This is a genomic window from Halomarina pelagica, from assembly GCF_024228315.1.
In the GTDB taxonomy this organism is placed as follows: Archaea; Halobacteriota; Halobacteria; order Halobacteriales; family Haloarculaceae; genus Halomarina; species Halomarina pelagica.
Map to the genome: position 1 here is coordinate 1,185,785 of NZ_CP100454.1, position 20,179 is coordinate 1,205,963.

General features: G+C 67.1%; 26 protein-coding genes and 1 pseudogene. 20 read left to right on the forward strand and 7 right to left on the reverse strand.

Going from position 1 to position 20,179, the window contains the following annotated elements; translation table 11 throughout:
- Positions 1-583 precede the first annotated feature (583 nt).
- Entirely contained in the window at positions 584-2,008 is a 1,425-nt protein-coding gene (dnaG, locus tag NKI68_RS06210) for a DNA primase DnaG (protein ID WP_254545840.1), read from the forward strand.
- Here dnaG and NKI68_RS06215 read toward each other — a convergent pair whose 3' ends face one another.
- From NKI68_RS06215 to NKI68_RS06225, 3 genes are all read right to left on the reverse strand, one after another.
- Positions 2,009-3,052 (reverse strand): ferredoxin--NADP reductase, encoded by a 1,044-nt coding sequence (locus NKI68_RS06215; RefSeq protein WP_254545841.1) that lies wholly within the window; start codon positions 3,050-3,052, stop codon positions 2,009-2,011. It lies immediately after the preceding gene.
- A gap of 83 nt (positions 3,053-3,135) precedes the next feature.
- Positions 3,136-3,606, reverse strand: a complete 471-nt coding sequence (locus NKI68_RS06220; RefSeq protein WP_254545842.1) for a GNAT family N-acetyltransferase — start codon at positions 3,604-3,606, stop codon at positions 3,136-3,138.
- 12 nt (positions 3,607-3,618) lie between these two features.
- Positions 3,619-4,971 (reverse strand): DUF92 domain-containing protein, encoded by a 1,353-nt coding sequence (locus NKI68_RS06225; protein WP_254545843.1) that lies wholly within the window; start codon positions 4,969-4,971, stop codon positions 3,619-3,621.
- A 113-nt stretch (positions 4,972-5,084) separates the two neighbouring features.
- On the opposite strand from NKI68_RS06225, the gene NKI68_RS06230 reads away from it, so the two are divergent.
- From NKI68_RS06230 to NKI68_RS06240, 3 genes are all read left to right on the forward strand, one after another.
- Entirely contained in the window at positions 5,085-5,693 is a 609-nt protein-coding gene (locus NKI68_RS06230; RefSeq protein ID WP_254545844.1) for an undecaprenyl diphosphate synthase family protein, read from the forward strand.
- A 147-nt stretch (positions 5,694-5,840) separates the two neighbouring features.
- Positions 5,841-6,053 (forward strand): hypothetical protein, encoded by a 213-nt coding sequence (locus tag NKI68_RS06235; protein WP_254545845.1) that lies wholly within the window; start codon positions 5,841-5,843, stop codon positions 6,051-6,053.
- A 12-nt stretch (positions 6,054-6,065) separates the two neighbouring features.
- Positions 6,066-7,076 (forward strand): patatin-like phospholipase family protein, encoded by a 1,011-nt coding sequence (locus NKI68_RS06240; RefSeq protein ID WP_254545846.1) that lies wholly within the window; start codon positions 6,066-6,068, stop codon positions 7,074-7,076.
- 14 nt (positions 7,077-7,090) lie between these two features.
- On the opposite strand, the gene uppS is transcribed toward NKI68_RS06240, so the two are convergent.
- On the reverse strand, positions 7,091-8,008 hold the full coding sequence (gene uppS / locus NKI68_RS06245; RefSeq protein WP_254545847.1) for a polyprenyl diphosphate synthase: 918 nt from the start codon (positions 8,006-8,008) through the stop codon (positions 7,091-7,093).
- A 100-nt stretch (positions 8,009-8,108) separates the two neighbouring features.
- On the opposite strand from uppS, the gene NKI68_RS06250 reads away from it, so the two are divergent.
- The gene (locus NKI68_RS06250; protein ID WP_254545848.1) at positions 8,109-8,303 is read left to right on the forward strand and encodes a cold-shock protein; all 195 of its coding nucleotides are present in this window, start codon (positions 8,109-8,111) and stop codon (positions 8,301-8,303) included.
- Positions 8,304-8,436: 133 nt separating this feature from the next.
- On the forward strand, positions 8,437-8,832 hold the full coding sequence (locus NKI68_RS06255; RefSeq protein ID WP_254545849.1) for a DUF5778 family protein: 396 nt from the start codon (positions 8,437-8,439) through the stop codon (positions 8,830-8,832).
- Positions 8,833-8,971: 139 nt separating this feature from the next.
- Here NKI68_RS06255 and NKI68_RS06260 read toward each other — a convergent pair whose 3' ends face one another.
- Positions 8,972-9,130, reverse strand: coding sequence for a hypothetical protein (locus NKI68_RS06260; protein ID WP_254545850.1), 159 nt, complete (start codon positions 9,128-9,130; stop codon positions 8,972-8,974).
- Between the two features lie 202 nt (positions 9,131-9,332).
- Here NKI68_RS06260 and NKI68_RS06265 point away from each other — a divergent pair, with 202 nt between their 5' ends.
- From NKI68_RS06265 to hemA, 5 genes are all read left to right on the forward strand, one after another.
- Complete coding sequence (locus NKI68_RS06265; RefSeq protein WP_254545851.1) at positions 9,333-9,698, forward strand: SHOCT domain-containing protein; 366 nt, start codon at positions 9,333-9,335, stop codon at positions 9,696-9,698.
- Between the two features lie 193 nt (positions 9,699-9,891).
- A complete protein-coding gene (locus NKI68_RS06270) occupies positions 9,892-10,332 on the forward strand; it encodes a DUF63 family protein (protein WP_254545852.1) in 441 nt (146 codons plus the stop codon).
- 82 nt (positions 10,333-10,414) lie between these two features.
- Entirely contained in the window at positions 10,415-11,494 is a 1,080-nt protein-coding gene (ahbB, locus tag NKI68_RS06275; RefSeq protein WP_254545853.1) for a siroheme decarboxylase subunit beta, read from the forward strand.
- Positions 11,491-12,177, forward strand: coding sequence for a precorrin-2 dehydrogenase/sirohydrochlorin ferrochelatase family protein (locus NKI68_RS06280; RefSeq protein WP_254545854.1), 687 nt, complete (start codon positions 11,491-11,493; stop codon positions 12,175-12,177). The genes ahbB and NKI68_RS06280 overlap by 4 nt, the downstream gene beginning before the upstream one ends.
- Positions 12,174-13,547, forward strand: coding sequence for a glutamyl-tRNA reductase (gene hemA / locus NKI68_RS06285; RefSeq protein WP_254545855.1), 1,374 nt, complete (start codon positions 12,174-12,176; stop codon positions 13,545-13,547). Before NKI68_RS06280 ends, hemA begins: the two co-directional genes overlap by 4 nt.
- A gap of 138 nt (positions 13,548-13,685) precedes the next feature.
- Here the strand turns inward: hemA and NKI68_RS06290 are convergent, their stop codons facing one another.
- The gene (locus tag NKI68_RS06290; protein ID WP_254545856.1) at positions 13,686-14,030 is read right to left on the reverse strand and encodes a HalOD1 output domain-containing protein; all 345 of its coding nucleotides are present in this window, start codon (positions 14,028-14,030) and stop codon (positions 13,686-13,688) included.
- Positions 14,014-14,472 carry a DUF7344 domain-containing protein gene (locus NKI68_RS06295; RefSeq protein ID WP_254545857.1) on the reverse strand — a complete coding sequence of 153 codons (459 nt, stop codon included), beginning with the start codon at positions 14,470-14,472 and terminating at the stop codon, positions 14,014-14,016. The genes NKI68_RS06290 and NKI68_RS06295 overlap by 17 nt, the downstream gene beginning before the upstream one ends.
- A 193-nt stretch (positions 14,473-14,665) precedes the next feature.
- Between NKI68_RS06295 and NKI68_RS06300 the strand changes: the two genes are divergently transcribed.
- The 9 genes and pseudogenes from NKI68_RS06300 (at position 14,666) to NKI68_RS06340 (ending at position 19,837) form a co-directional block, all read left to right on the forward strand.
- Complete coding sequence (locus NKI68_RS06300; protein ID WP_254545858.1) at positions 14,666-15,247, forward strand: GNAT family N-acetyltransferase; 582 nt, start codon at positions 14,666-14,668, stop codon at positions 15,245-15,247.
- Between the two features lie 158 nt (positions 15,248-15,405).
- Positions 15,406-15,774: a DUF6176 family protein gene (locus NKI68_RS06305; RefSeq protein WP_254545859.1), complete on the forward strand. Its 369-nt coding sequence runs from the start codon at positions 15,406-15,408 to the stop codon at positions 15,772-15,774.
- An 82-nt stretch (positions 15,775-15,856) separates the two neighbouring features.
- A pseudogene (locus NKI68_RS06310) lies at positions 15,857-16,011 on the forward strand (IS5/IS1182 family transposase); the annotation flags it as partial.
- Between the two features lie 84 nt (positions 16,012-16,095).
- Positions 16,096-16,608 carry a hypothetical protein gene (locus NKI68_RS06315; RefSeq protein ID WP_254545860.1) on the forward strand — a complete coding sequence of 171 codons (513 nt, stop codon included), beginning with the start codon at positions 16,096-16,098 and terminating at the stop codon, positions 16,606-16,608.
- A 189-nt stretch (positions 16,609-16,797) separates the two neighbouring features.
- Positions 16,798-17,121 carry a hypothetical protein gene (locus NKI68_RS06320; RefSeq protein ID WP_254545861.1) on the forward strand — a complete coding sequence of 108 codons (324 nt, stop codon included), beginning with the start codon at positions 16,798-16,800 and terminating at the stop codon, positions 17,119-17,121.
- 16 nt (positions 17,122-17,137) lie between these two features.
- Positions 17,138-17,389 (forward strand): hypothetical protein, encoded by a 252-nt coding sequence (locus tag NKI68_RS06325; protein ID WP_254545862.1) that lies wholly within the window; start codon positions 17,138-17,140, stop codon positions 17,387-17,389.
- Positions 17,390-17,448: 59 nt separating this feature from the next.
- A complete protein-coding gene (locus NKI68_RS06330; protein WP_254545863.1) occupies positions 17,449-17,814 on the forward strand; it encodes a site-specific integrase in 366 nt (121 codons plus the stop codon).
- A 431-nt stretch (positions 17,815-18,245) separates the two neighbouring features.
- A complete protein-coding gene (locus NKI68_RS06335; RefSeq protein WP_254545864.1) occupies positions 18,246-18,872 on the forward strand; it encodes a C39 family peptidase in 627 nt (208 codons plus the stop codon).
- Complete coding sequence (locus NKI68_RS06340) at positions 18,869-19,837, forward strand: hypothetical protein (protein WP_254545865.1); 969 nt, start codon at positions 18,869-18,871, stop codon at positions 19,835-19,837. The genes NKI68_RS06335 and NKI68_RS06340 overlap by 4 nt, the downstream gene beginning before the upstream one ends.
- Positions 19,838-20,179 lie beyond the last annotated feature (342 nt).

Below are 20,179 nucleotides of genomic sequence, written 5' to 3' on the forward strand. Positions count from 1 at the left end.
CCTACCGCCCGCTCGCGGTCAGCGCGTCCGTCCGAAAGGTTGGGGTCGTCCGGCGCTGCTCGAAAACGTCCTCGCGAAGTCGTCGCGACGATCTACTCACCGACGATCCACGGCCGACGCTACGGCGACGGTTGATGGGTCGAGCGCCGGAAAACCCCCGAAGGGGGAAACGGTGGGCGGTACACGACGCGAGCCCCATGACAGGTCGCGCGAAGCGAGGCGACGGGGTGATCCGTCGGTCTCGTGGCTTCGTCGTGCGCTGTCCGGTGAGGTGATACCAGACCTCACGTACCTCGACAGCGTCCCACGACGGTCCGATCACCCGCCCGGTAGTTTGGTATAGGCCATCTACCGGCGAATATGTGTGCGTTATTCGATACGTGTCGCGGGGCGGAGCGGGCATCGACGGTCTGCCGACGGTGGCGACGACCGCGGGTGGACGGTGTCGCATCCTTTATACGGGTATCAGCGACAATTTATATCTATACCATGCCTGCGCGCATGGGCAATCGAGCGGGCACCCCCCGCTCGGGCGCGGCCACCGGTCGCGCCGTCACGATCACATCCATCACACCATCACGCCATGCACGACACCGCGAAATACCTCATCCACACGAACATCACTGCGGACGGGGTGGTCGAGCGCAGTGACGTCGTCGGGGCCATCTTCGGCCAGACCGAGGGCCTCCTCGGCGACGACCTCGACCTCCGCGACCTGCAGGACGCCTCGAAGGTCGGCCGGATCGACGTCGAGGTCGACTCACGAAACGGACAGTCGTTCGGCACCGTCACCATCGCGAGCGGACTCGACCAGGTCGAGACGGCCATCCTCGCCGCCTCGCTGGAGACCATCGAACGCGTCGGTCCGTGCCGCGCCTCCCTCGAGGTCGAACGCATCGAGGACGTCCGCGCCGCGAAACGCCGGACCATCGTCGACCGCGCCAAGGAACTGCTCGGGGAGGCCTTCGACGGCTCGATGCTCACCAGCGAGGAACTCGTCGAGGAGGTCCGCCGATCGATCCGCGTCGAGGACATCACCGCCTACGAGGGACTGCCGGCCGGTCCCCGCGTGGGCGACAGCGACGCGATCATCGTCGTCGAGGGGCGCGCCGACGTCCTGACCCTGCTCCGCTACGGCATCAAGAACGCCGTCGCCGTCGAGGGGACGAACGTCCCCGAGGCGGTCGCCGCGCTGACCGAGAACCGCACCGTCACCGCCTTCCTCGACGGGGACCGCGGGGGCGACCTCATCCTGAAGGAACTCGCCCAGGTCGGCGACGTGGACTACGTCGCCATCGCGCCCGCCGGCCAGAGCGTCGAGGACCTGGACCGGAGCGAGGTGATGCGCGCGCTCCGCGAGAAGGTCCCCTACGACTCCGTCAAGGACGCCAGCACGCCGCGCGAGGCCATCGCCGCGACCGACGGGAGCGCCCGCCCCGCACCGCCGGAGGCGACGCCCGCCCCCGCGACCGACGAACCGGACGACGGCGGAATCGAGGCGGACCGCCCCGCGACGCCCGACTCCCCGCCCGACTCCTCGCGCGGAACCGACCGGGCTGTGGGCGGAACGGTCGCGACTGACGCGGAGGCCGACGAAGGACGGGAAGCGTCGTCGACGGAGTCGGAAGCGTCGACGGAGTCGGAGGCGTCGCCCGAGAAACGGGAACCGTCGGAGGAGCCGGACGAGCAGGATCGAGCGGAGGAACCGGAGACGCTCCGCGGTCACGTCGCGGCGGTCGTCGGGGGCGAGACGGGCGCGGTCCGCCTGCTCACCGCCGAGTTCGAGACGCTCGAGGAAGCGCCCGCGGCGGAGGCGTTCGACCGCGTGAAGGACGCGGAGACGGTCCCCGCCGCCGTCGTCCTCGACGACGAGTTGACCCAGCGCGTCCTCGACGTCTGCGCCCAGCGGGGCGTCGACCAGGTGGTCGCCCGCGGCGCGGCGCAGTTCGTGAAGCAACCGACCGCGGTTCGCGTGCGGACGGCCGACCAGTTCGAACCGCCGGAGTGACTAGCCGTACCCCTCCGCGTGGACGTGCCGCTCGGGGACGCCGACCGCCTCGGCGACGTCGACCAGTCCGTAGGCCATCGCGCTGACGCCGCAGGCGTAGACCTCCACGCTCCCCGGGTCGATGCGCGCGTCGACGCCGACGACCGGTTCGACGCCGAGGTACGCGTCGAGGTCGGTCGGGAGGTCCCCCGCGACCGCCCCGGCGTCGAGGTACTTCGTCAGCGCGTACTGGACGTAGTCGGTCTCGCCCTCCCAGTCGGTGAGGTAGCCCTCCCGGGAGAGCGTCGGGACGAAGTGGAAGTTCTCGCGCTCGTCGTCGAGCGCGGCGAACGCGTCGCGGTAGGGAAGGTCGTCCTCCCAGGCGGCCCCGAGAAAGAGCCACACGTCGCGCCGGTCGCCGCCGTGCTCGTCCCAGCCCTCCTCGAAGACGTAGTCGATCATGCTCTTGAACGGCGCGACGCCGGTCCCGGTGGCGAGAAAGACGAGGTCGCGCTCGGAGGGCGACTCGAGGAGGAACTCCCCGTTCGGGCCGCGGATCGCGAGGTTGTCGCCCGGCTCCAGGTCGTCGCAGAGCCAGGGCGTGAGCGTCCCGTCGGGGACCCGCCGGACGCACAGCTCCGTCTCGTCCGCGTTGGGCGAACTCGCGATGGAGTACGGCCGCGACACGTCCCGGTACCTGAGGGTGACGTACTGCCCGGGCCGGTAGTCGAAGGGGTCGTCCGTCCGGAAGCGGACCGAGACGAGCATCGGATACGGGCGCTCGTAGCGCTCCCGGAGGCGGTCGAGGCGACGCTCGAGGTCGCTTCCCTCCTCGGGGGCGAGCACCGCTCGAAGGCGCGCCCAGTCCGGCCGGTCGCGCGTCCACTCCCCCGACGCCAGCCACTCGTCGCAGTTGTGCACGTCGAGCAGGCGTTCGAGGGCGTCGAGGACCGCCTCGCGCCGGTCCCGGTCCATCGCCGTGACGTCGGTGACGGTGGCGGCCTCCGAGACGAGGGGAAGCTCCTCGACGGCCTCGTGCTGGTCGTTGTGCGGCCTGACGGCCATGCGTCACGGTTCACACGCCGGGGAGAAAGTCCTGCTGCCCGCCTCCCGTGCCGTCACGCTCCGTCGCGCCACCGTCGCGTCCGTCACTCGTCTCGCCGCTCCCCGTCCCCGATCGGCCGGACGAACTGGAGCCCGTCCCGGGGACCGTCGGCGTCGGGGGCGTCGTAGAAGTCGGGGAGTCGCCGCTCGGCGTCGAAGCCGGCCGACTCGTAGAACCGTCGCGCGCGCTCGTCGTCGACGCGGGCGGTGAGCGTGACCGCCGCCCCGGCCGCGCCCGCGCGCTCGCAGACCGCGTCGAGGAGGCGCGTCCCGATCCCCTCCCGACGGCGATCCGGCGCGACCGCCAGCTCGGCGAGGTACCACCGCTCGCCGGGGACGACGAGGGCGTACCCCGCGGGCTCGGATCCGGACACCTCCGCCACGAGGCAGACGGCGGCCCCCTCGACGCCCGCGTCGAGCAGTTCCGGTTGCGGTTCGGCGAGCGAGGCGCGCTGGACGGCGCGGAGTCGGGACCGATCGGCCGGCGTCGCCTCGCGGACGGTGGGTTCGGTCATGGTTCGAGCGTGTCAGAGGGCGACGGGCCCGACGGCGACCGCGAGGCCGCCCGAGACGAGCGCGCCGACGAGCGTCGCGAGGAAGTTGACGCCCTGGTTGTCGATGACGCCACCGTTGCGCTCGACGGTCGCCCCGAGGACGCTGTCGACGGTCATGCCGACGAAGCCGGCGGCGACGATCACGAGCGTCGGGAGGGGACCGAGACCGAAGAAGACGGCGGCGATCCCGGCGACGATGCACGCGCCCCCGAGGCCGGCGATCACGCCCTGCCAGGTGACGCCCCCGTCGGTGCCCGGTTGGACGCGTTCGAGGGTGGTGATGAGCCGCGGGTCGTCGTAGAGGCCGCCGATCTCGCTGGAGAGCGTGTCGCCCATCGCGGCGGCGACGGCCCCGGAGAAGGCGAAGAAGAAGACGTACTCGGGGAGGCCGATCATCGGGCTCATCGCCGCCCCGAGGACCGCCGCGAGCGCAACGGCGGAGTTCGCGAGGACGTTCCCGCTCCCGCGCGCGCCGTCGTCCCCCTCGGCGAGGCCGCGCTCGCGCTTCTCCTCGTAGCGGAACTTCGTCGAGAGGCCGCCGATGCCGAAGAAGGAGACGAGCACCGCGAGCCAGCCGTAGCTACCGAGGATGACCGTGAGAAAGGCGAGGAAGACGCCCGCGAGCATCCCCGTGATCGAGGCGGTCTTGAGCGCGTAGGAGACGTACCCCAGGACGACGGTGATCGCGAGCCCCGCGAGGACCTGCGTCGGGTCGAGCGCGAGCGAGAGGTCGGCGAACAGCCACAGCACCAGCCCGACGGTGAGCATCACCAGCGGATCGTCGCGCTCGAAGAGCATCGACCGCAGCAGCGCCGCGAGGAGCGCGCCCGTCGCGGCCAGGAACAGCGCCGTCGGCGGGTCGAACCCCGTCGAGACGTCGAGCGCCGCGGCGGCGAGTTGCCCGAGGACGCCCGCCCCGAACGCGCCGACGGCGAACGCGCCGACGGCGACGAAGGCGTCCGCCGTCGCCTCGCGCGCGCCCGCCTCGGCGAGCACGCCGACGACCAGCAGGAGGACGGTCGCGACGTACACCGCGACGGGCATGCCGAAGCGGAGCGAGAGCAGCGCGAGGCCGGCACCGGCGAGCGAGAACCCGGCGAGACCGTAGAGGCGGCCCTCCTCGTAGTCGCCCGGCCGGGCGAACAGCTCGAACAGACGACCGCCCTGGTCGACGGCCGTGAGGGCGAACAGCGCGACGAGCACGAAGGGGAGCGTCGACGCGACCATCGCGACCCGGGCGTCGACGCGTCCAACGAGCGCGGGCGCGACGAGCGAGAGCGTCCCGACGACCGCGAACGCCCCCGCGCGCCGGACGGTAGGAACCACGCCCTCCGATTCCCCCGACTCGCACTTAATCCTCTCGGGAAGGGGTGACTGTCATCGCCCGGCGAAGGGGCCGTCCCGTGAGGCTTAGGTCGGTCGACCGTAAACGGGAGCGCGTGGGACTCTACGACCGGTACCTCGCCGCCCGCGCGCGGCGGAGCGACGCCGACTCGCCGCGCACCATCGCGCTCGTCATCACCGAGCGCGACCTGCTCGAGCCGGGGGCCTACGGGACGCTCGAGTCGTTCCTCGGGTGGGCGTTCGACTACGGCGCGGAGCGCGTGATGGTGTACGTCTCGGTGCTCGACGAGGCCGTCGTGACGACGCTCCGGGGGTCGCTCGAGCGCATCGACGCGCCCCGGGCGCTGGCGGTGCGCGGTCCCGGCGACGACGAGCGCGCCGACGCCCCCATCCAGGTGAGCATCGGGCTCGGCGGGAAGGCGGAGTTCGCGAACGCCGTGCGCGACGTCTCGCGGGCGGTCGAGCGCGGCGACCTCGCGAGCGGCGAGATCGCGGAGGAGCACATCGAGGCCGCCCTCGTCTTCCCGACCGCGCCCGACCTGGTCATCAAGACGGGCGCGGAGCGCCTCTCGGACTTCATGATCTGGCAGTCGGTCTACTCCGAACTCTACTTCACCGACGTCAACTGGCGGGACTTCCGGAAGCGGGACTTCCTCCGCGCGGTGCGCGACTACCAGGACCGACAGCGGCGGTTCGGACGCTGAGCGCCAGCGAAGCGTCCGAACGTCGTCGCGAGCGAGGTGGTGGCCGACGCCGAAGGACCTCCGACGCTCGGCGCGTCGAGGTCGAGGTAATGTCGCCACACACGAAAGAGCAGAAAGTACACAACCTCCCAGTGTGACAGGGTACCCATGAACGCCCACGTCGACGTACCCCTCGGCCGCATCGCCCCGCAGCTACTCGCACTGCTGACGTTTCCGCTCGTCTTCTACTTCGTGGTGACCTCGAGCCTCGATCAGTACGCCTCCCTTCCGCTGGCCCTGTTCGCCTCGTGGCTCGTGTACTACGCCGTCTCGAACCGCGAGGAACTCCTCGCGAGGGTGAGCGATCGCGGACGGGGGTGAGGGTCGCGACCGATGAGCGACGACGACCCGACGAAGGTCGCGATCGCGTGTCAGGGCGGCGGGAGCCACACCGCGTTCACGGCGGGCGTGCTCCGGCGACTCCTCCGCGAGCGGCCCTCGGACGTGGAGATCGTCGGGCTGAGCGGGACGTCCGGCGGCGCGATCTGCGCGCTCGCGGCGTGGTACGGCCTGCTGACGGACGGAGAGGGGCGGGCCGTCGACCTGCTCGAGTCGATCTGGGACGACCTCGCCGCCGACGGCCTCGCGGAGCGGTCGGCGAACGCGCTGCTCGTCTGGACCTCGCGCGCGCTCGAGAGCGGGCTCCCGATCCCGCAGTTCAGCCCCTACCACGTCCCGACCGCGGCGCTCGGACGGGATCGGCTCCGCGACGTGCTCGAGGCGCACGTCCGCTTCGATCGGCTCCCGGCGCTCGTCGACTCGGCGTCCCCGACGCTCCTGATCGGGACGGTCGACGTCAACAACGGCGAGTTCAAGACGGTCGTCAACGAGGGGATCACGGCCGACGCGGTGCTCGCCTCCGCCGCGGTGCCGACCCTGTTCGAGGCGGTGCGACTCGAGCGGACGGCCCCGCACCTCGATCCGGACGTGTACGACGGCGACCTCCACTGGGACGGCCTCTTCTCGCAGAACCCGCCGATCAGGGAGTTCCTCGACGTCCCCGACGTCGCCGAGGAGAAGCCCGACGAGATCTGGATCGTCCGGATCAACCCCAAGGAGCGGCGGGGCGAGCCGACCTCGCTCGAGGAGATCGCCGACCGCAGGAACGAACTCGCCGGGAACCTCTCGCTCGAACAGGAGGTGGGCTTCATCGAGCAGGTCAACGAGTGGCTCCGGGCCGACCCGCCGAAGCTCCGCGGCGAGTACAAGCCGATCGAGATCCGGTGGATCGAACTCGACGAACGCCTCTCGACGGCGTCGAAACTCGACCGGAGTCCGGCGTTCCTCCGCGACCTGATGGCGGAGGGGGACGCGCGGGCGGAGCGGTTCCTGGATCGGCGGTAGGGCGAGAGGCCGGCTCAGTCCGCGGTCAGTTCGATCTCGACCTCCTCGACGCGCTCGTCGGAGAGGTCGATGTCGGCGTTCTCGCTGCGCAGGCGGCCGAGCAGTCGCTGGCGTTCGTCCGCGCCGACGGCCTTGAGCAGGGCGACGGCGCGCTCCGCGCGCGTGCGCTGCCAGGACTCGCGGCGCGACTGGTAGGTGCGGACCGCCCGGAGGAAGTCGACGCGCGAGAACTCCGGCCAGTAGGGCGCACAGAAGAAGACGGCGGCCTCGTTGCCGTTCGCGTGCCAGGGGAGGAAGTTGCTGGTGCGCTCGTCGCCGCCGGTGCGGATGATGAGGTCGACGGCGCGGGCGGGCCGTTCGGAGAGTCGCTCCTCGATCGTCGAGACGTCGACCGCGTCGCTCGACAGGTCACCGCGCTCGACGGCAGCGGCGATGTCGCGGGCCGCGCCGAGCAGTTCGGCGCGGCCACCGTAGCCGAGCGCGACGTTGAGGTACTGGCTGTCGTAGCCCTCGGTCTGCGCCTCGGCGTAGTCGACGGCGGTGCGGACGCGCTCCGGCAGGCGGTGGAGCTGTCCGATCGCGCGGACGCGCACCCGCTCCTCGTGGACCCTCGGCTCGTCGGCGAACTGGTAGAGCTTCTCCTCGATGAGGTCGAACAGCTCGGCGCGTTCGGCGGGCGGGCGGTCGAAGTTCTCCGTCGAGAAGGTGTAGAGGGTCAGTTCCTCGATGCCGAGGTCGGCACACCAGTCGAGCATCGCCTCGGCCGTCTTGGCCCCGGCGCGGTGACCCGCGGCGCTTCCCTGTCCGCGCCGGTCGGCGTACCGGCGGTTGCCGTCCTGGATGACGGCGACGTGTGTCGGCACGCCGGAGAGTTCGCGTTCGAGAAGTCGCTCGTAGAGACCTCGCACCGCTCGCCGCAGCCGCCGAACCATAGGCGTGTGATTTTCTGCGGGAGGTATGAGTCTTTTGACAGAGGTCGGTCGGGGGCGGGCCGTAGCCTTTTACTACGATGACGACGAGAGGGATAGTGTAATGGCGACCGGTACGGTTGACTTCTTCAACGATACGGGCGGTTACGGCTTCATCACGACAGACGAGTCCGACGAGGACGTGTTCTTCCACATGGAGGACGTCGGCGGACCGGACCTCGAGGAGGGCCAGGAGGTGGAGTTCGAGATCGTGCAGGCCGACAAGGGCCCGCGAGCGAAGAACCTGAAGCGACTGTAGACGAAACGGCGGTAGACCGTTTTTGTGCTCCCGTCGGCGTCGGTCACGACGGCTCCGGCCGGGAGTCGACCCGAGGACGTCCCCGAGCGGATGCGACCGTGAGGCGTAAGCCGCTCGCCGGCGAGCGTCCCGCATGGACGCGATCGACGACGACCTGTACGCGCGCACCAAGGCGCTCCTGGAACCGGGCGACATCGAACTCAACGGTCTCATCCTCCACACCGACCTCACGGGCGACGACGAGTCGCGACTGCACGAGACGACCCTCGAGGTGGGGGACGTCATCGCCGACCACGCGGGGAAGGGCGACTGGTACGTCTACTCCGGCAACGACGACTCGCGCTTCGGGTTGAACCAGCACCAGGGGCTCACCATCGCGGAGGACGAGTTCGTCTGGGAGTGCCAGCAGCTCCTCCGTGACGGGACCTTCGACGTGGTGTTCTACTACGAGGCGGACGCGGACCAGTCCGCCATCGTCGCGGCCGTCGAGAACCTCGGGTATCGCGTCAGCAGCGTCGAGGGCGACTAGCCGCGACGCCGGATACCCGGACGCCGGGATCGCTACGTTCCGACGAGTGCACAGTTACGGGGGAGTACGATCCGACGAGAGTCGCCGCGCCGGGGACGCGGCTCGACGAGTTCGCGGCGCTCCGCACCGTCGGCGACGCCTAGGCGCAGTCGGGACAGCGCCCGTTCCACTCAGACCGGTTCGCCGGCCCGACGACGCCCTCGATACGCAGGTTCCTCCAGCCCTCGGCCCGCGCCTCGTGCTCGTCGACGAACTCCGCGCCGCGCCCGCAGTTGTCGCAGATGACGAAGACACTCACGGTACGTGGTATCTCGCCCCGACGTATATAGCCGTCACGTTCGGCGCGTCGGCGCGGGGGACCGTCGCACGGCCCGTAGTCCGTAGAATCGAAAGCTGAGATCGGGTGACGCCGTCGTATCGGAGGGGGAACGGGATTAAGCCGCGCGCGCCTCCGTCTAGGTGCAGTCGGGGACCGGCTGCGAACACCGAGGTGAGAGATATTGACAACCACGTTCGACAGCGAGAGAATCGCCACGCTCGCGCTCCTCGTGCTCGGGGCGCTCATCCTCCTGCCCGCGCTGTTCGCGGGCGTCGGGATGATGGGCGGCGGAACGCCGATGATGGGGTGGGGGTACGGCCGCGCGTCCGGCTGGATGTTCACCGTGGGGTGGATCGTCCAGCTCCTCGTTCCCCTGGCGCTCGTCGGGTTCGCGTACCTGCTGTACCGCGCGGCGACGGGCGGGCCCGACCGCGGCGCGGGCGGACGCGACCGCGTCGTTGAGGAACTGCGGTCCGCCTACGCCCGCGGCGACCTCACGGACGACGAGTTCGACCGACGACGGGAGCGGCTCTCCCGGGAGGAGTGATCGACGCGGACCGCGGGGTTCGAACCGCGCGCGGCCGATCGCGTCCCGCTTCGTTCCTGGCGACTCGGCTTCACGTAAGGATGAGCGTCACCGACGACCGTGACGGCCCGAGAACATCGCGAGCGCCGCGCTGACCGCGACCGCCGCGACCGCCGAACTCATCTTCGTCGCGCGCCTACAAGGAACGTACACGATGTCGTCCGCCCCGTACCTCGCGTGGACCGCCTTCGGCGTGCTCGGGACGCTCGTCGTGACCGCGGCGGCGTGGGAGTTGCTCCGCCAGGCCGCGCCCGCCGTCGCCGCCCGGTCCGGCTACGTGGAGCGCTTCGCGGTCTTCGGGCAGGCGCTCGACGGCGTCTCGACGCTCGTCGGCGTCGACGCCCTCTCGTTCGTGGAACTGGTCCCGATCTCGCGGGCGATCCTGGAGGTCGCGGCGGGGCTACCGACTGCGCCGCTGTTCGGCACCGGCTGGCTGTTCGTGCTGGTGAAACTCGGCGTCGCGCTCGCCGTGGTGGTCGCCGTCGCCGACCTCCGCGGCTCCGACGACGACTACCGCCGGGCCGTGCTGATCGCGGCGGGCCTCGTCGGACTCCTCCCCGGCCTGAGCAACCTCCTGCTGTACGCGACGGCGTAGCTCGACGCACGGCCCCGCGGCGTCGAGACGCCGCGGGCGTCCGAACGGGGCGCTTATACGCCGGTAGCCCGGACGATCGGACATGACTACGGCCGAGCGGTTGGATCGCGTCGACCGGGCGATCGTCAACGCCTATCAGGGCGGGTTCCCGGTCGTCGAACGACCCTTCGAACCGGCGGCGGCGGCCCTCCGCGACCGCGGTATCGAACTCTCGGCGGACGACCTCCTCGCGCGGATCCGACGCCTCGACGAGGGAGGCGTCCTGACGCGGTTCGGCGCGCTCGTCGACGCCGAGGCCATCGGCGGGACGGCGACGCTCGTGGCGATGCACGCGCCCGAGGAGCGGTTCGACGAGGTGGCCGACCTGGTGAACGCCCACCGCGAGGTGGCGCACAACTACGAGCGCGAACACCCCCACCTCAACATGTGGTTCGTCGTGAGCGTGGCGGGCGGGGACGGCGAAACCGCGAGCGACCGGGTCGAGGCGGTCCTCGCGGACATCGAGGCCGAGACGGGGCAGCCGACGTACGACATGCCGAAGCTGCGGGAGTTCCGCGTCGAGGCGAAGTTCCTCCTCGACGGTCCCATTCCGGAGGGCGACGTGGACCTCTCGCACCTCGGGCCGGCGGTGGAGCCGTCGGGGCGGACGACCCTCACGCCCGCCGAGCGCGACCTCGTCCTCGAGATCCAGGGCGGCCTCCCGCTCACCGCGACGCCGTACGCCGACGTCGCGGACGCGATCGGCCGTGACCCCGAGTGGGTCGTCCGGACGATAAAGCGGTTCGACGCAGAGGGGAAGATCAGGCGCGTCGGCGTCGTCCCCAACCACTACGCGCTCGGCTACACCGAGAACGGGATGACGGTCTGGAACGTCCCCGACGGGGTCGTCGAGACCGTCGGCCCGGCGGTCGCGTCGCTCGACTTCGTCACGCACTGCTACCAGCGACCGCGCCACGAACCCGTCTGGCCGTACAACTTCTTCGCGATGACCCACGGCCGCTCGGAGGAGGAGAGCCGGGAACGGATCGAGCGGGTGCACGAGGTCATGAGCGAGCACTGGGACGTGGGCGAGGACGACTGGGACACGCTGTTCTCGACGCGCATCCTCAAGAAGACGGGCATCCGGATGGCAGAACGGGCGGAGGCCAACACCCGACCGTGATCCCGCTGCTGCACGACTTCACCGGTCGGCGCGTGCTCGTCTTCGGTGGGGGACGCGTGGGCGCGCGGCGCGCGCGCACCTTCGCACGCGAGGCGGAGGTCGTCGTCGTCAGCCCCGCCTTCGTCGGTGACGGAGACGGGGAGAGGGAGGGGGACGAACCGGGCGACGAGAGGGGGTACGGCGACGCGACCCTGGTTCGGGCCGCACCCGCCCCCGACGACGTGCCCGCGTGGTTCGACCGCGTCGCGCCCGCGCTGGTCGTGGCGGCGACCGACGATCCCTCCCTCAACGACGCGATCGCGGCCGAGGCTCGCGCGCGCGGCGTGCTCGTCAACCGGGCGGATCGCGCCGGGGGACGGGATCTCGGCGGCGTGGCGATTCCCGCGACGGTCCGCGACGACCCCGTCGTGGTCGCGGTCTCGACGGGTGGGCGGAGCCCCGCGCTGAGTCGGGTCCTCCGCGAGCGGATCGAGCGCGAGATCGACGGCGCGGGCGACCTCGCGCGCGTCACGGGTGACCTGCGCGAGCGGCTTCGGGACGACCACCCGCCCGACGAGCGGCGGGCGGCGGTACGGGCGGTCGTGCGATCGGACCGCGTTTGGAAGACTTTAGGTGGAGGAGCGGATAAGACGGAGACGATAGTGGACGAAATCGTCTCCGCTGAACTCGGTGAGTCGACATGACGATCGGACGTGGCGTGATAACCGGCGTGAGCGTCTCCCACCAGCGTGCGGACCTCGACGCGATCGAGGCGGCGAGCGCGACGGGACAGAGCGCCGTCGTCCGCTCGCTGCTCGCCACGCCGGGCGTGACGGAGGCGTTCGCCCTCCAGACGTGTAACCGCGCCGAGGCCTACGTCGTCGCCGACGCCCCGGAGACCGGACGAGCCGCGCTGAGCGAGGTCGTGACGGACGTCTCCGCCGACGCGGTTCGCTCCCTCACCCACGAGGAGAGCCTGCGCCACCTCATGCGCGTCGCCTGCGGGCTCGAATCGCTCGTCGTCGGCGAGGATCAGATCCTCGGCCAGCTGCGCGACGCCTACCTCGACGCCCGCGAGGCCGGAGCGGTCGGGCCCATGCTGGAGGACGCGCTGATGAAGGCCGTGCACGTGGGCGAGCGGGCGCGGAGCGAGACGGCGATCAACGAGGGGGCCGTCTCCCTGGGGAGCGCGGCGGTCCGCGTCGCCCGCGGGGAACTCGACCTCGGCGACGCGACGGCGCTCGTCGTGGGGGCGGGCGAGATGGGGACGCTCGCCGCCCGCGCGCTCGCGGAGGAGGCGGGCCGCCTGCTCGTCGCCAACCGCACGGTCGACCGCGCGGAGTACGTCGCCCGCGCGCTCGGCGGCGAGACGGCCGCCCTCGACCTCGCGGCGCTCCCCGTCGCCGTCGACGAGGCCGACGTCGTCGTGACGGCGACGGGGGCCGACAGCCACGTCCTCGACGCGGACGCGCTCTCGAACGCGGGCGAGACGCTGGTCATCGACCTCGCGCAACCCCGAGACGTGGACCCGCTCGCCGACGGCCTCTCGCACGTCACCGTCTACGACCTCGACGCCCTCCAGTCGGTGACCGACCGGACGGCGTCCCGGCGCGAGGACGCCGCGCGCGAGGTCGAGGCGATGATCGACCGCGAGTTCGAACGCCTCCTCTCGCAGTACAAGCGCAAGCGCGCCGACGAGGTCATCGCCGCCATGTACGAGGGGGCGGAGGCGATCAAGGGCCGCGAGGTCGGGCGGGCGCTCTCCCGCCTGGAGGCGACCGACGACGCGTTCACCGACGAGCAGCGCGAGGTCGTCGAGTCGCTCGCGGACGCGCTCGTCGGCCAGATCCTCGCCTCGCCGACCAAGAGCCTCCGCGACGCCGCCGAGAAGGACGACTGGAGCACGATCAACACGGCCCTCCAGCTGTTCGACCCGCACAACGAGCGGCCGGTCGGCGCGCCCGACGACGGGACCTCCGGGACGGTCCCCGACGCCGTCTCGATCGACGACCTCCCCGAACCCCTCCGCGAGGAGATGCCGACGGCCGTCCTCGAACAGCTGAGCGACGACTGACGGCGGGCTGACCGTGGACTGACGCTGGACTGACCGTGAACTGACGCTGGACGACGGACGGCTGGCACCGACGCGCGCTGGACTGCGGACGGGGAGACGGAGGAGAGGACAGCGAGGGCGTCGACGGTTACTGGGCGTTCACTCGAGTTCGTACACCATGATCCAGCCGTCGCTCCGGATCCTGACGAGGTAGTCGCGGTATCGGAACTCCACGTTACCGAACCCGGCGCGGGACGCGCCGGCCACCTCCGGCCCGAAGAAGGCGTCCTCGATCGCCACCACGTCCACGCACTCGTACAGGGACGGGGATCGCACCTCGACCGGAGGGACGTCCTCGGCCGCCGCGACGGCGTAGACGATCTCGACGGTGAGTTCCGTATCGCCGTCCGGGTCGTAGGGGCGCTGATGGACGAGTGTTCGGGCGGTGGGAGACCCGTCGGTCGCTCCGCCGCCGTCGGTCCGACCGTCACTCGTTCCCGGCATCGAACTCCCTCCGTGCGTGGCTCTCCTGACCGGCGTCGAGACTCGCGCCGACCCCTTCGAGGGCGGCCAGCACCTGCGAGGCGTGCTCCCCCCGACCGATCGTCTCGGCCTCTCGGTCGAACGTGACGATCCCGTCCTCGACCAGTTTCGGGACGTGCGCGTGGTAGAGCGAGATGTACACCCGGTCGCGCGCCTCCCCCGTGACCGCCTCCTCGGCTATCTCGTCCTCCCAGGCGGCGATCTTGGTCGCGAGGTCGGTGAGCGTCCATCGCGATCGTTCCTTCAGCGTGTAGAGGAGATACCGCCGCCGCGAGTGAGCGAGCGCCCGAAACACGTAGTCCAACTGTAAGACGCCGAGCGGAACGGCCCCCTCGTCGGTACCCTCGACGGACCGTCCCGTCTGTGCTCCTTCCCCCTCTTCATCGGGGTTTCGATCCTCCATATCGCCCGATTGGGGGGGGGGGAGTGAAATCAGTTCGCACGAGATGGATCGAACGGTGTATGTACGGATCGGAGTACCGACGGGGACACCGACCGTTCTCGATGCCCGAAACGGGCACCGTGTCGGTTCGGAGCGGACGGCCGTCCGGACGCCGACCCGTGAGCGTTTTACGTCACTCGCGGGACGGACAGGTATGCCCGGACCGGTCTTCCTGGAGGGCGAGGCGGTCACCCTCCGGCCGATAGAGGAGGAGGACGTCGAGTTCCTCCAGCGATGCATGAACGACCCGCGCGTCTGGCGTTACGCGCTCGACGTGAACCCCACGAACCGCGTGCAGACGGAGGCGTTCTTCGAGGACGTGCTCTCCGGCGACGACGGCGTCCACTGCCTCGCCTGCGACGGCGACGAACCGCTGGGCGTCGTCTCGCTGACCGGCTCTCGCTACGGCCCGGACGAGACGGCCCGGGCGCGCGCCGCGGAACTCGCCTACTGGTTCGCGCCCGAACGCCACGGTCGGGGGTACGGCTCCGACGCCGCCGCGACGATGGTCCGGTACGCCTTCGAGGACCGGAACCTCCGGCGCGTGAGCGCGCGCCTCGGGAGCTTCAACGACGCCTCGGCGGGCCTGCTGGAGTCGCTCGGCTTCGAGCACGAGGGCACCCTGCGGGAGGCGGCGTGGTTCCGCGGCGAGTACCACGACGTGCGCTGGTACGGCCTCCTGCGCGAGGAGTGGCGGGCGCGGGAGGAGGGACCGCGACCCGACGACGGTACGTGACGAGCGTCCGTCGCGGGCTCCCGCCGTTTCCGGTACCGCTCTCCGCGCTACTGCCGTCGAATCGTCGTCGTTACGCTCGAATAGCAGCGGTCGTCGTCCCCTGACGACCGATGTCGAACCCCAAGACTTACCGGCTCGCCGGCCACCTGGGTCAGGGTATGACCGACGTGATATTGGCCGAACAAGAAATCGAACCCGGACGGACGGAGGACGCCGTGGCCCTGTTCGAAGAGATCGGCCGAGTGAGAGACGCCGATGACGTGATGTCGGCCCTGGAGAGAGAGGGCGTCCACACGGAGTCCGCGTTTCTCCGGCGAACTGACGAGGCCGACTACGTACTGTACTACATCGAAGCCGAGGACGGTGAGCAGGTGTACGACGTCTATCGGGACATCGTGACGGACCCCGAGGGAGAAGCGGAGGGGCTCGCGGAATTCGTCCGCGAGTTCAACGACGTAATGGCGGGCGAACCGTCCGTGGTCGAGGCCGACCTCCTCTATCACCTCGTGACTCCCGACCGTCCCTGAGTTCGGGAGGCGACGGACGAATCCGCCACGGAGGGGGCGCTGGCCCCGTCGTGACGGTAGGACGTAGCGCACTCGTGCGGGCAAAAGCTACGTTCAGCCCTGGAGAGCCGAAACCCCGTACTCGACAACGACGCGCTCGACGATGCCGCGCGAGCGCCGAGCCGGTATCGTCAGTTCCGTGAGATCGTCCTGGTGTTCACCCTCATAGACGTAGAGCCGCCGTGTGAACCGCTGTAACCGTAAATTAGCGTCTGTTCAACACGGCAGAAGACACCAATTCAAGACGACCAGGCACCTAGCTCAGGTATGCCTTTATCTACCATGGACAAACGCGCCTTCCTGAGAGCGGTCGGTGCGCTCTTCGCGGGGGTCGCGTGGAGTTCGAGAGCTACCGGTCGGGCTCGAGCCGACGACATCGTCGAGTTCCGGCGTGGACCGACCGATCGGTGTACCCGCTTCGTCGAGTACGAGGAACGTGACGGAGAGGAGTTCGAACACTGTGACGGACCCGACAGGGAATTCACCGAAGAGATCGACGACGACGGCGACGAGGAGCAGACGGAGGTCGAGCGGAACGGGCCGGTCCGCCGGACGACCGAAGAGGAGGACGGCGAGGGGGAGGAACGGATCTACGACGAGAACGGAACCCTCCGGTTCCGGCGAAAGGAGGACGACGACGGCGACGAGCGGACGTGGCGGTTCGACGAGAACGGGACGCTTCGCGTGTCCGAGGAGAACGACGAGGACGGCGACGACAGCCGCCGTATCTACGACGCGAACGGCGCTCTCGTCGACTCACACCGGGACGACGACGACGACCTCTTCGACGACTGAAGGCGGAGTCCGAGTAGCGTCAACCGGTTCTGTCGAGTCCGGACGCGGCGACAGAGTTGCCTATCGCTGGGTCCCGTTCACCCGGCAGTCGTCGTCTCTTCGACTGGACCGTCTCCCTGTGCGCGACGGCGTACCGATACGTGTTCTTCGGGGAAACTGCTATATTCGGTCACGTCCGTATCGGTTCGTATGCCGGTCGGAGAGACCATCCTGCTCGGGTTCGCGACCGGTCTGTGTCTCCTGTTCGCGTGGGCGATCGACCGCCACGGTGCCGTCTCCCTGATCGCCGGCTACCGAGCGGGCGAGTTCTCCCCGGCACGGGAGCGGGAACTCGCGGTCGACGTGCGGAACGTGCTGCTGGCCGTCGCGGGACTTCTCGGACTCCTCGTCGTCGACGCGTGGACCGGTCGCCTCCCGTGGGCCGGCGAACTCGTGACGATCGGAACCCTCCTCCTCGCCGGGTGGATCGTCTGGAAATACAACGTGGGAAACGATGAGACGGAAACGATCTGACGCGGACGACGCTCCGATGTCGGCGGCCGACCCCCGGGGAAACGAGCCGTTCTACGTCGACCCGGACTGTTCGACCTGCGGGACGCGACTCGTCCTGCTCGACGTGCACCGGCAGAGCGACGTCCCGGTCGAGCCGGGGGAGATCTGGCACGACGAGTGGTGGTGTCCGGCGTGCGAGGACGGGATTCACATGGACTGGCCCGAGTCCGCGTTCGAGCGACTGACGGAGCTATCGGAGGCGGAGGCGAGACCGTTCGAGGAACTGTGAGTTGCTGAGGGTAATCCGGTCGATAAGGAACAAGTCGAGTTCGTTCTGAACTATCTAGGATGGTTTGTGGACGCCTCTATGCACCGTTGCTGTCGGTTCTCTGGCGGTGTGGCGTACGCTCAGGGACAATCAGGGCCTTCGACGTCGAGGACTACGACCGGGAGAACGAGTGGCTTCGTGCTGTCCACCGGGAAGGCACACCGCTCAAGAACAAGGAGAGGAGAGAGCGGCTGATCGCCCTAAGCCTGGATACCTGCCAAGTCTTGAACGACTACGTTGACCACACTCGGCACGACGTCACTGGCAAGGTAGAGCGAAATCCCTTGTTTGCCACTCAGTTTTCTTGGAGAAAGCAGGAGGTATTTGGCCACAGAATAAAGCGAAGTGGCTTCAGCGCCGCCTCACAGAATGTCCAGAAATTCTAGAATTTTCGTCATTTGTGGCAAGAATTAGGCATTGACAGGGCAATCGAGGTTGTCACCCTCTCGATTGGCAACGCTTGGGCATCTACTTGTGACAACCTTGCTTGGTCAGTAGCGGCAACATCTCGCCACAGAACTGAACGATATCGTAATTACTGGCCGTTGGAATTTGGGGGCACTGCCAACCAATCAGTTTCCGTTCTGTAGTAAAATGAATCGTGTGGGCGGCTTCCTGACGATTTCCATTTGTTGACAAGTGGTAACCGTCAATGGACTCGGGTAGGTTCGTCAAGTTGACTGCATAGTGCAACAGCGGCGGCAGTGATTTTAGGAAGAGTTAGAGACTAATGGTACACTATGACCGTTCGATCAAAAAGTACCACTGCGTATGAGTAGATATATCATCTCATGGGTGTTCAGATAAGAACAACGACATGGTGAATGGCGTCTTCACGAAGTGGCTATCCAGCAGTACACCAAAATTGGATAAGCTGCTTAAGGTCCCATTCGACTATCAACCAGAGGCTGAGGACGAATGTGTGATCTACTGTATCTGGATGGCACTACATTACTTTAAAAACAAACACCCAAATGTAGATCTCAGAAAGGCTACGGAATCACTATCGCCAGACGAAATCATGGAAGACATGACGATCGTAGAGGGAGGATGGAAGCCGAACCAAGACGAGCTCACGGTCGTTTCCGAGCGGACAAATACTCTGCAGTTCAGTCTCAATGCTTGGCAGGACGGCGCTCCTAAATCTCTATTCAGCATGGTGAAAGAGAACATACAAAACGAGCGACCAATCATTCCGTTCATCAATGGCTCCCGATTACGGGAGAAGACACGGGAAAATGACGGTGTTCATGCGGTCGTTGCATCTGGCTATAGCCTGCCTCAGGACGGAGACGAATTTGTAGCAATCCACGATCCATGGGGATATCCAGAAGACATCGTAGAGAGGCAGAAGTTAGAAGATGCTTGGGACCCGTGGTTCAATCAAGTACTCACAGTATCCCTCTCAAGAAGAGGCTCGAAAATCGTGGGTGGAAATAAATGAGTATCGAACAAGCCAACATCTCGGAAGATGATGCGCGCAAGAAGGCAGAGTACATACTCAGGTTCAAAATCGGACCACAATACAGTTTAGGCGATATAGAAGTAAATGGGTCTGACTTCGTGTTCCCTATCTTCATTAGTCCACCCAGAGTGATCTTTGACGAGCTTCGTCAGAACCCAGTTGACGTGGATTATCTTGATCCAACTAGGGTCGGTAAAATTCGGGTTAGCAAAAAGGGAGAGACGGAATATACCCACCCACAAACCGTTTACAGGAGAGTACGCGACTATGAGAAAGAGATCCAACAAGCGGTAGAGAAAGCGCTCATCAGCTCTGCGGCAAAGGACTTCACTCAACTTCCTTTCCCCGAAAACCGATACGCGCCTGTCGAGGATATCCTTGCAGAGGTGATCCTTCGCAACACTGTACCACTTGATGAGATTGAAGCTCTGGATTCGCCAGATGACAATGAACGTGGTAAATATGCAAAGTACGTTGAGGAGCTAGAGAGTATTGATTTACTCAAGACACGAGACGGAGTTGTGGGTGCTGGCAATTTCCTTAAAGAAGCGCGTAGGGATAATGATAAAAATCACGAGATTCTAAATACAGCTCTCGCACATTACTTCCGTGAAAACGTGAATGATCTTGAAAAGATACACGGTGTGTTAGGTCCTTATTTAGCAGTAGCTGGGTTCTATTACCGTTTGGCGATCGAGTCAGACACACTTCCAAAGGTTGATGAAAGTAGTCTACGAGATGCTTTCGAAAAACACTACCAAGGCAAAGGCCGTCAGACCGATCTGAAGCTATTCAAACTTTCTCGCTACCTGCTTCATTTAGAGCGCGCAGGTATCCTCAAACCGATTACGCAGTCCAACCGCCGGGTATGGTATGGGGTCGATAAGATCAAGGACGATTTGGAAGAACAAACACACTATGTCGGCGCAATAACTGCGGTATAGTGCGCTACAATAAGTGTTCACAGACTGCAACGATAAACGCAGGAACTCCCGCGGAGAGTGCGAACACCAACATAATCTCTTTCGAATAATTGAACTCTAGACCATCTTCGCGCAGATAAGACAAGACAGCCACAATAATAGTTGATAACGGCCCCCAGAAAGTATAAAAAATTGCCAAAGAGGTACAGCACATTCTACAACCACCCTAATTGTGACAACAAGGCGGGGATTTGAAGTAAGATCGCCAAAAAATATCCGATATACTGTGGCTCAATACGTGAGCGAAGGGAACTGGCTGATTCATCAGGTGGCCGGCTTCCTACTGGGATTTCGCTTGGGTGC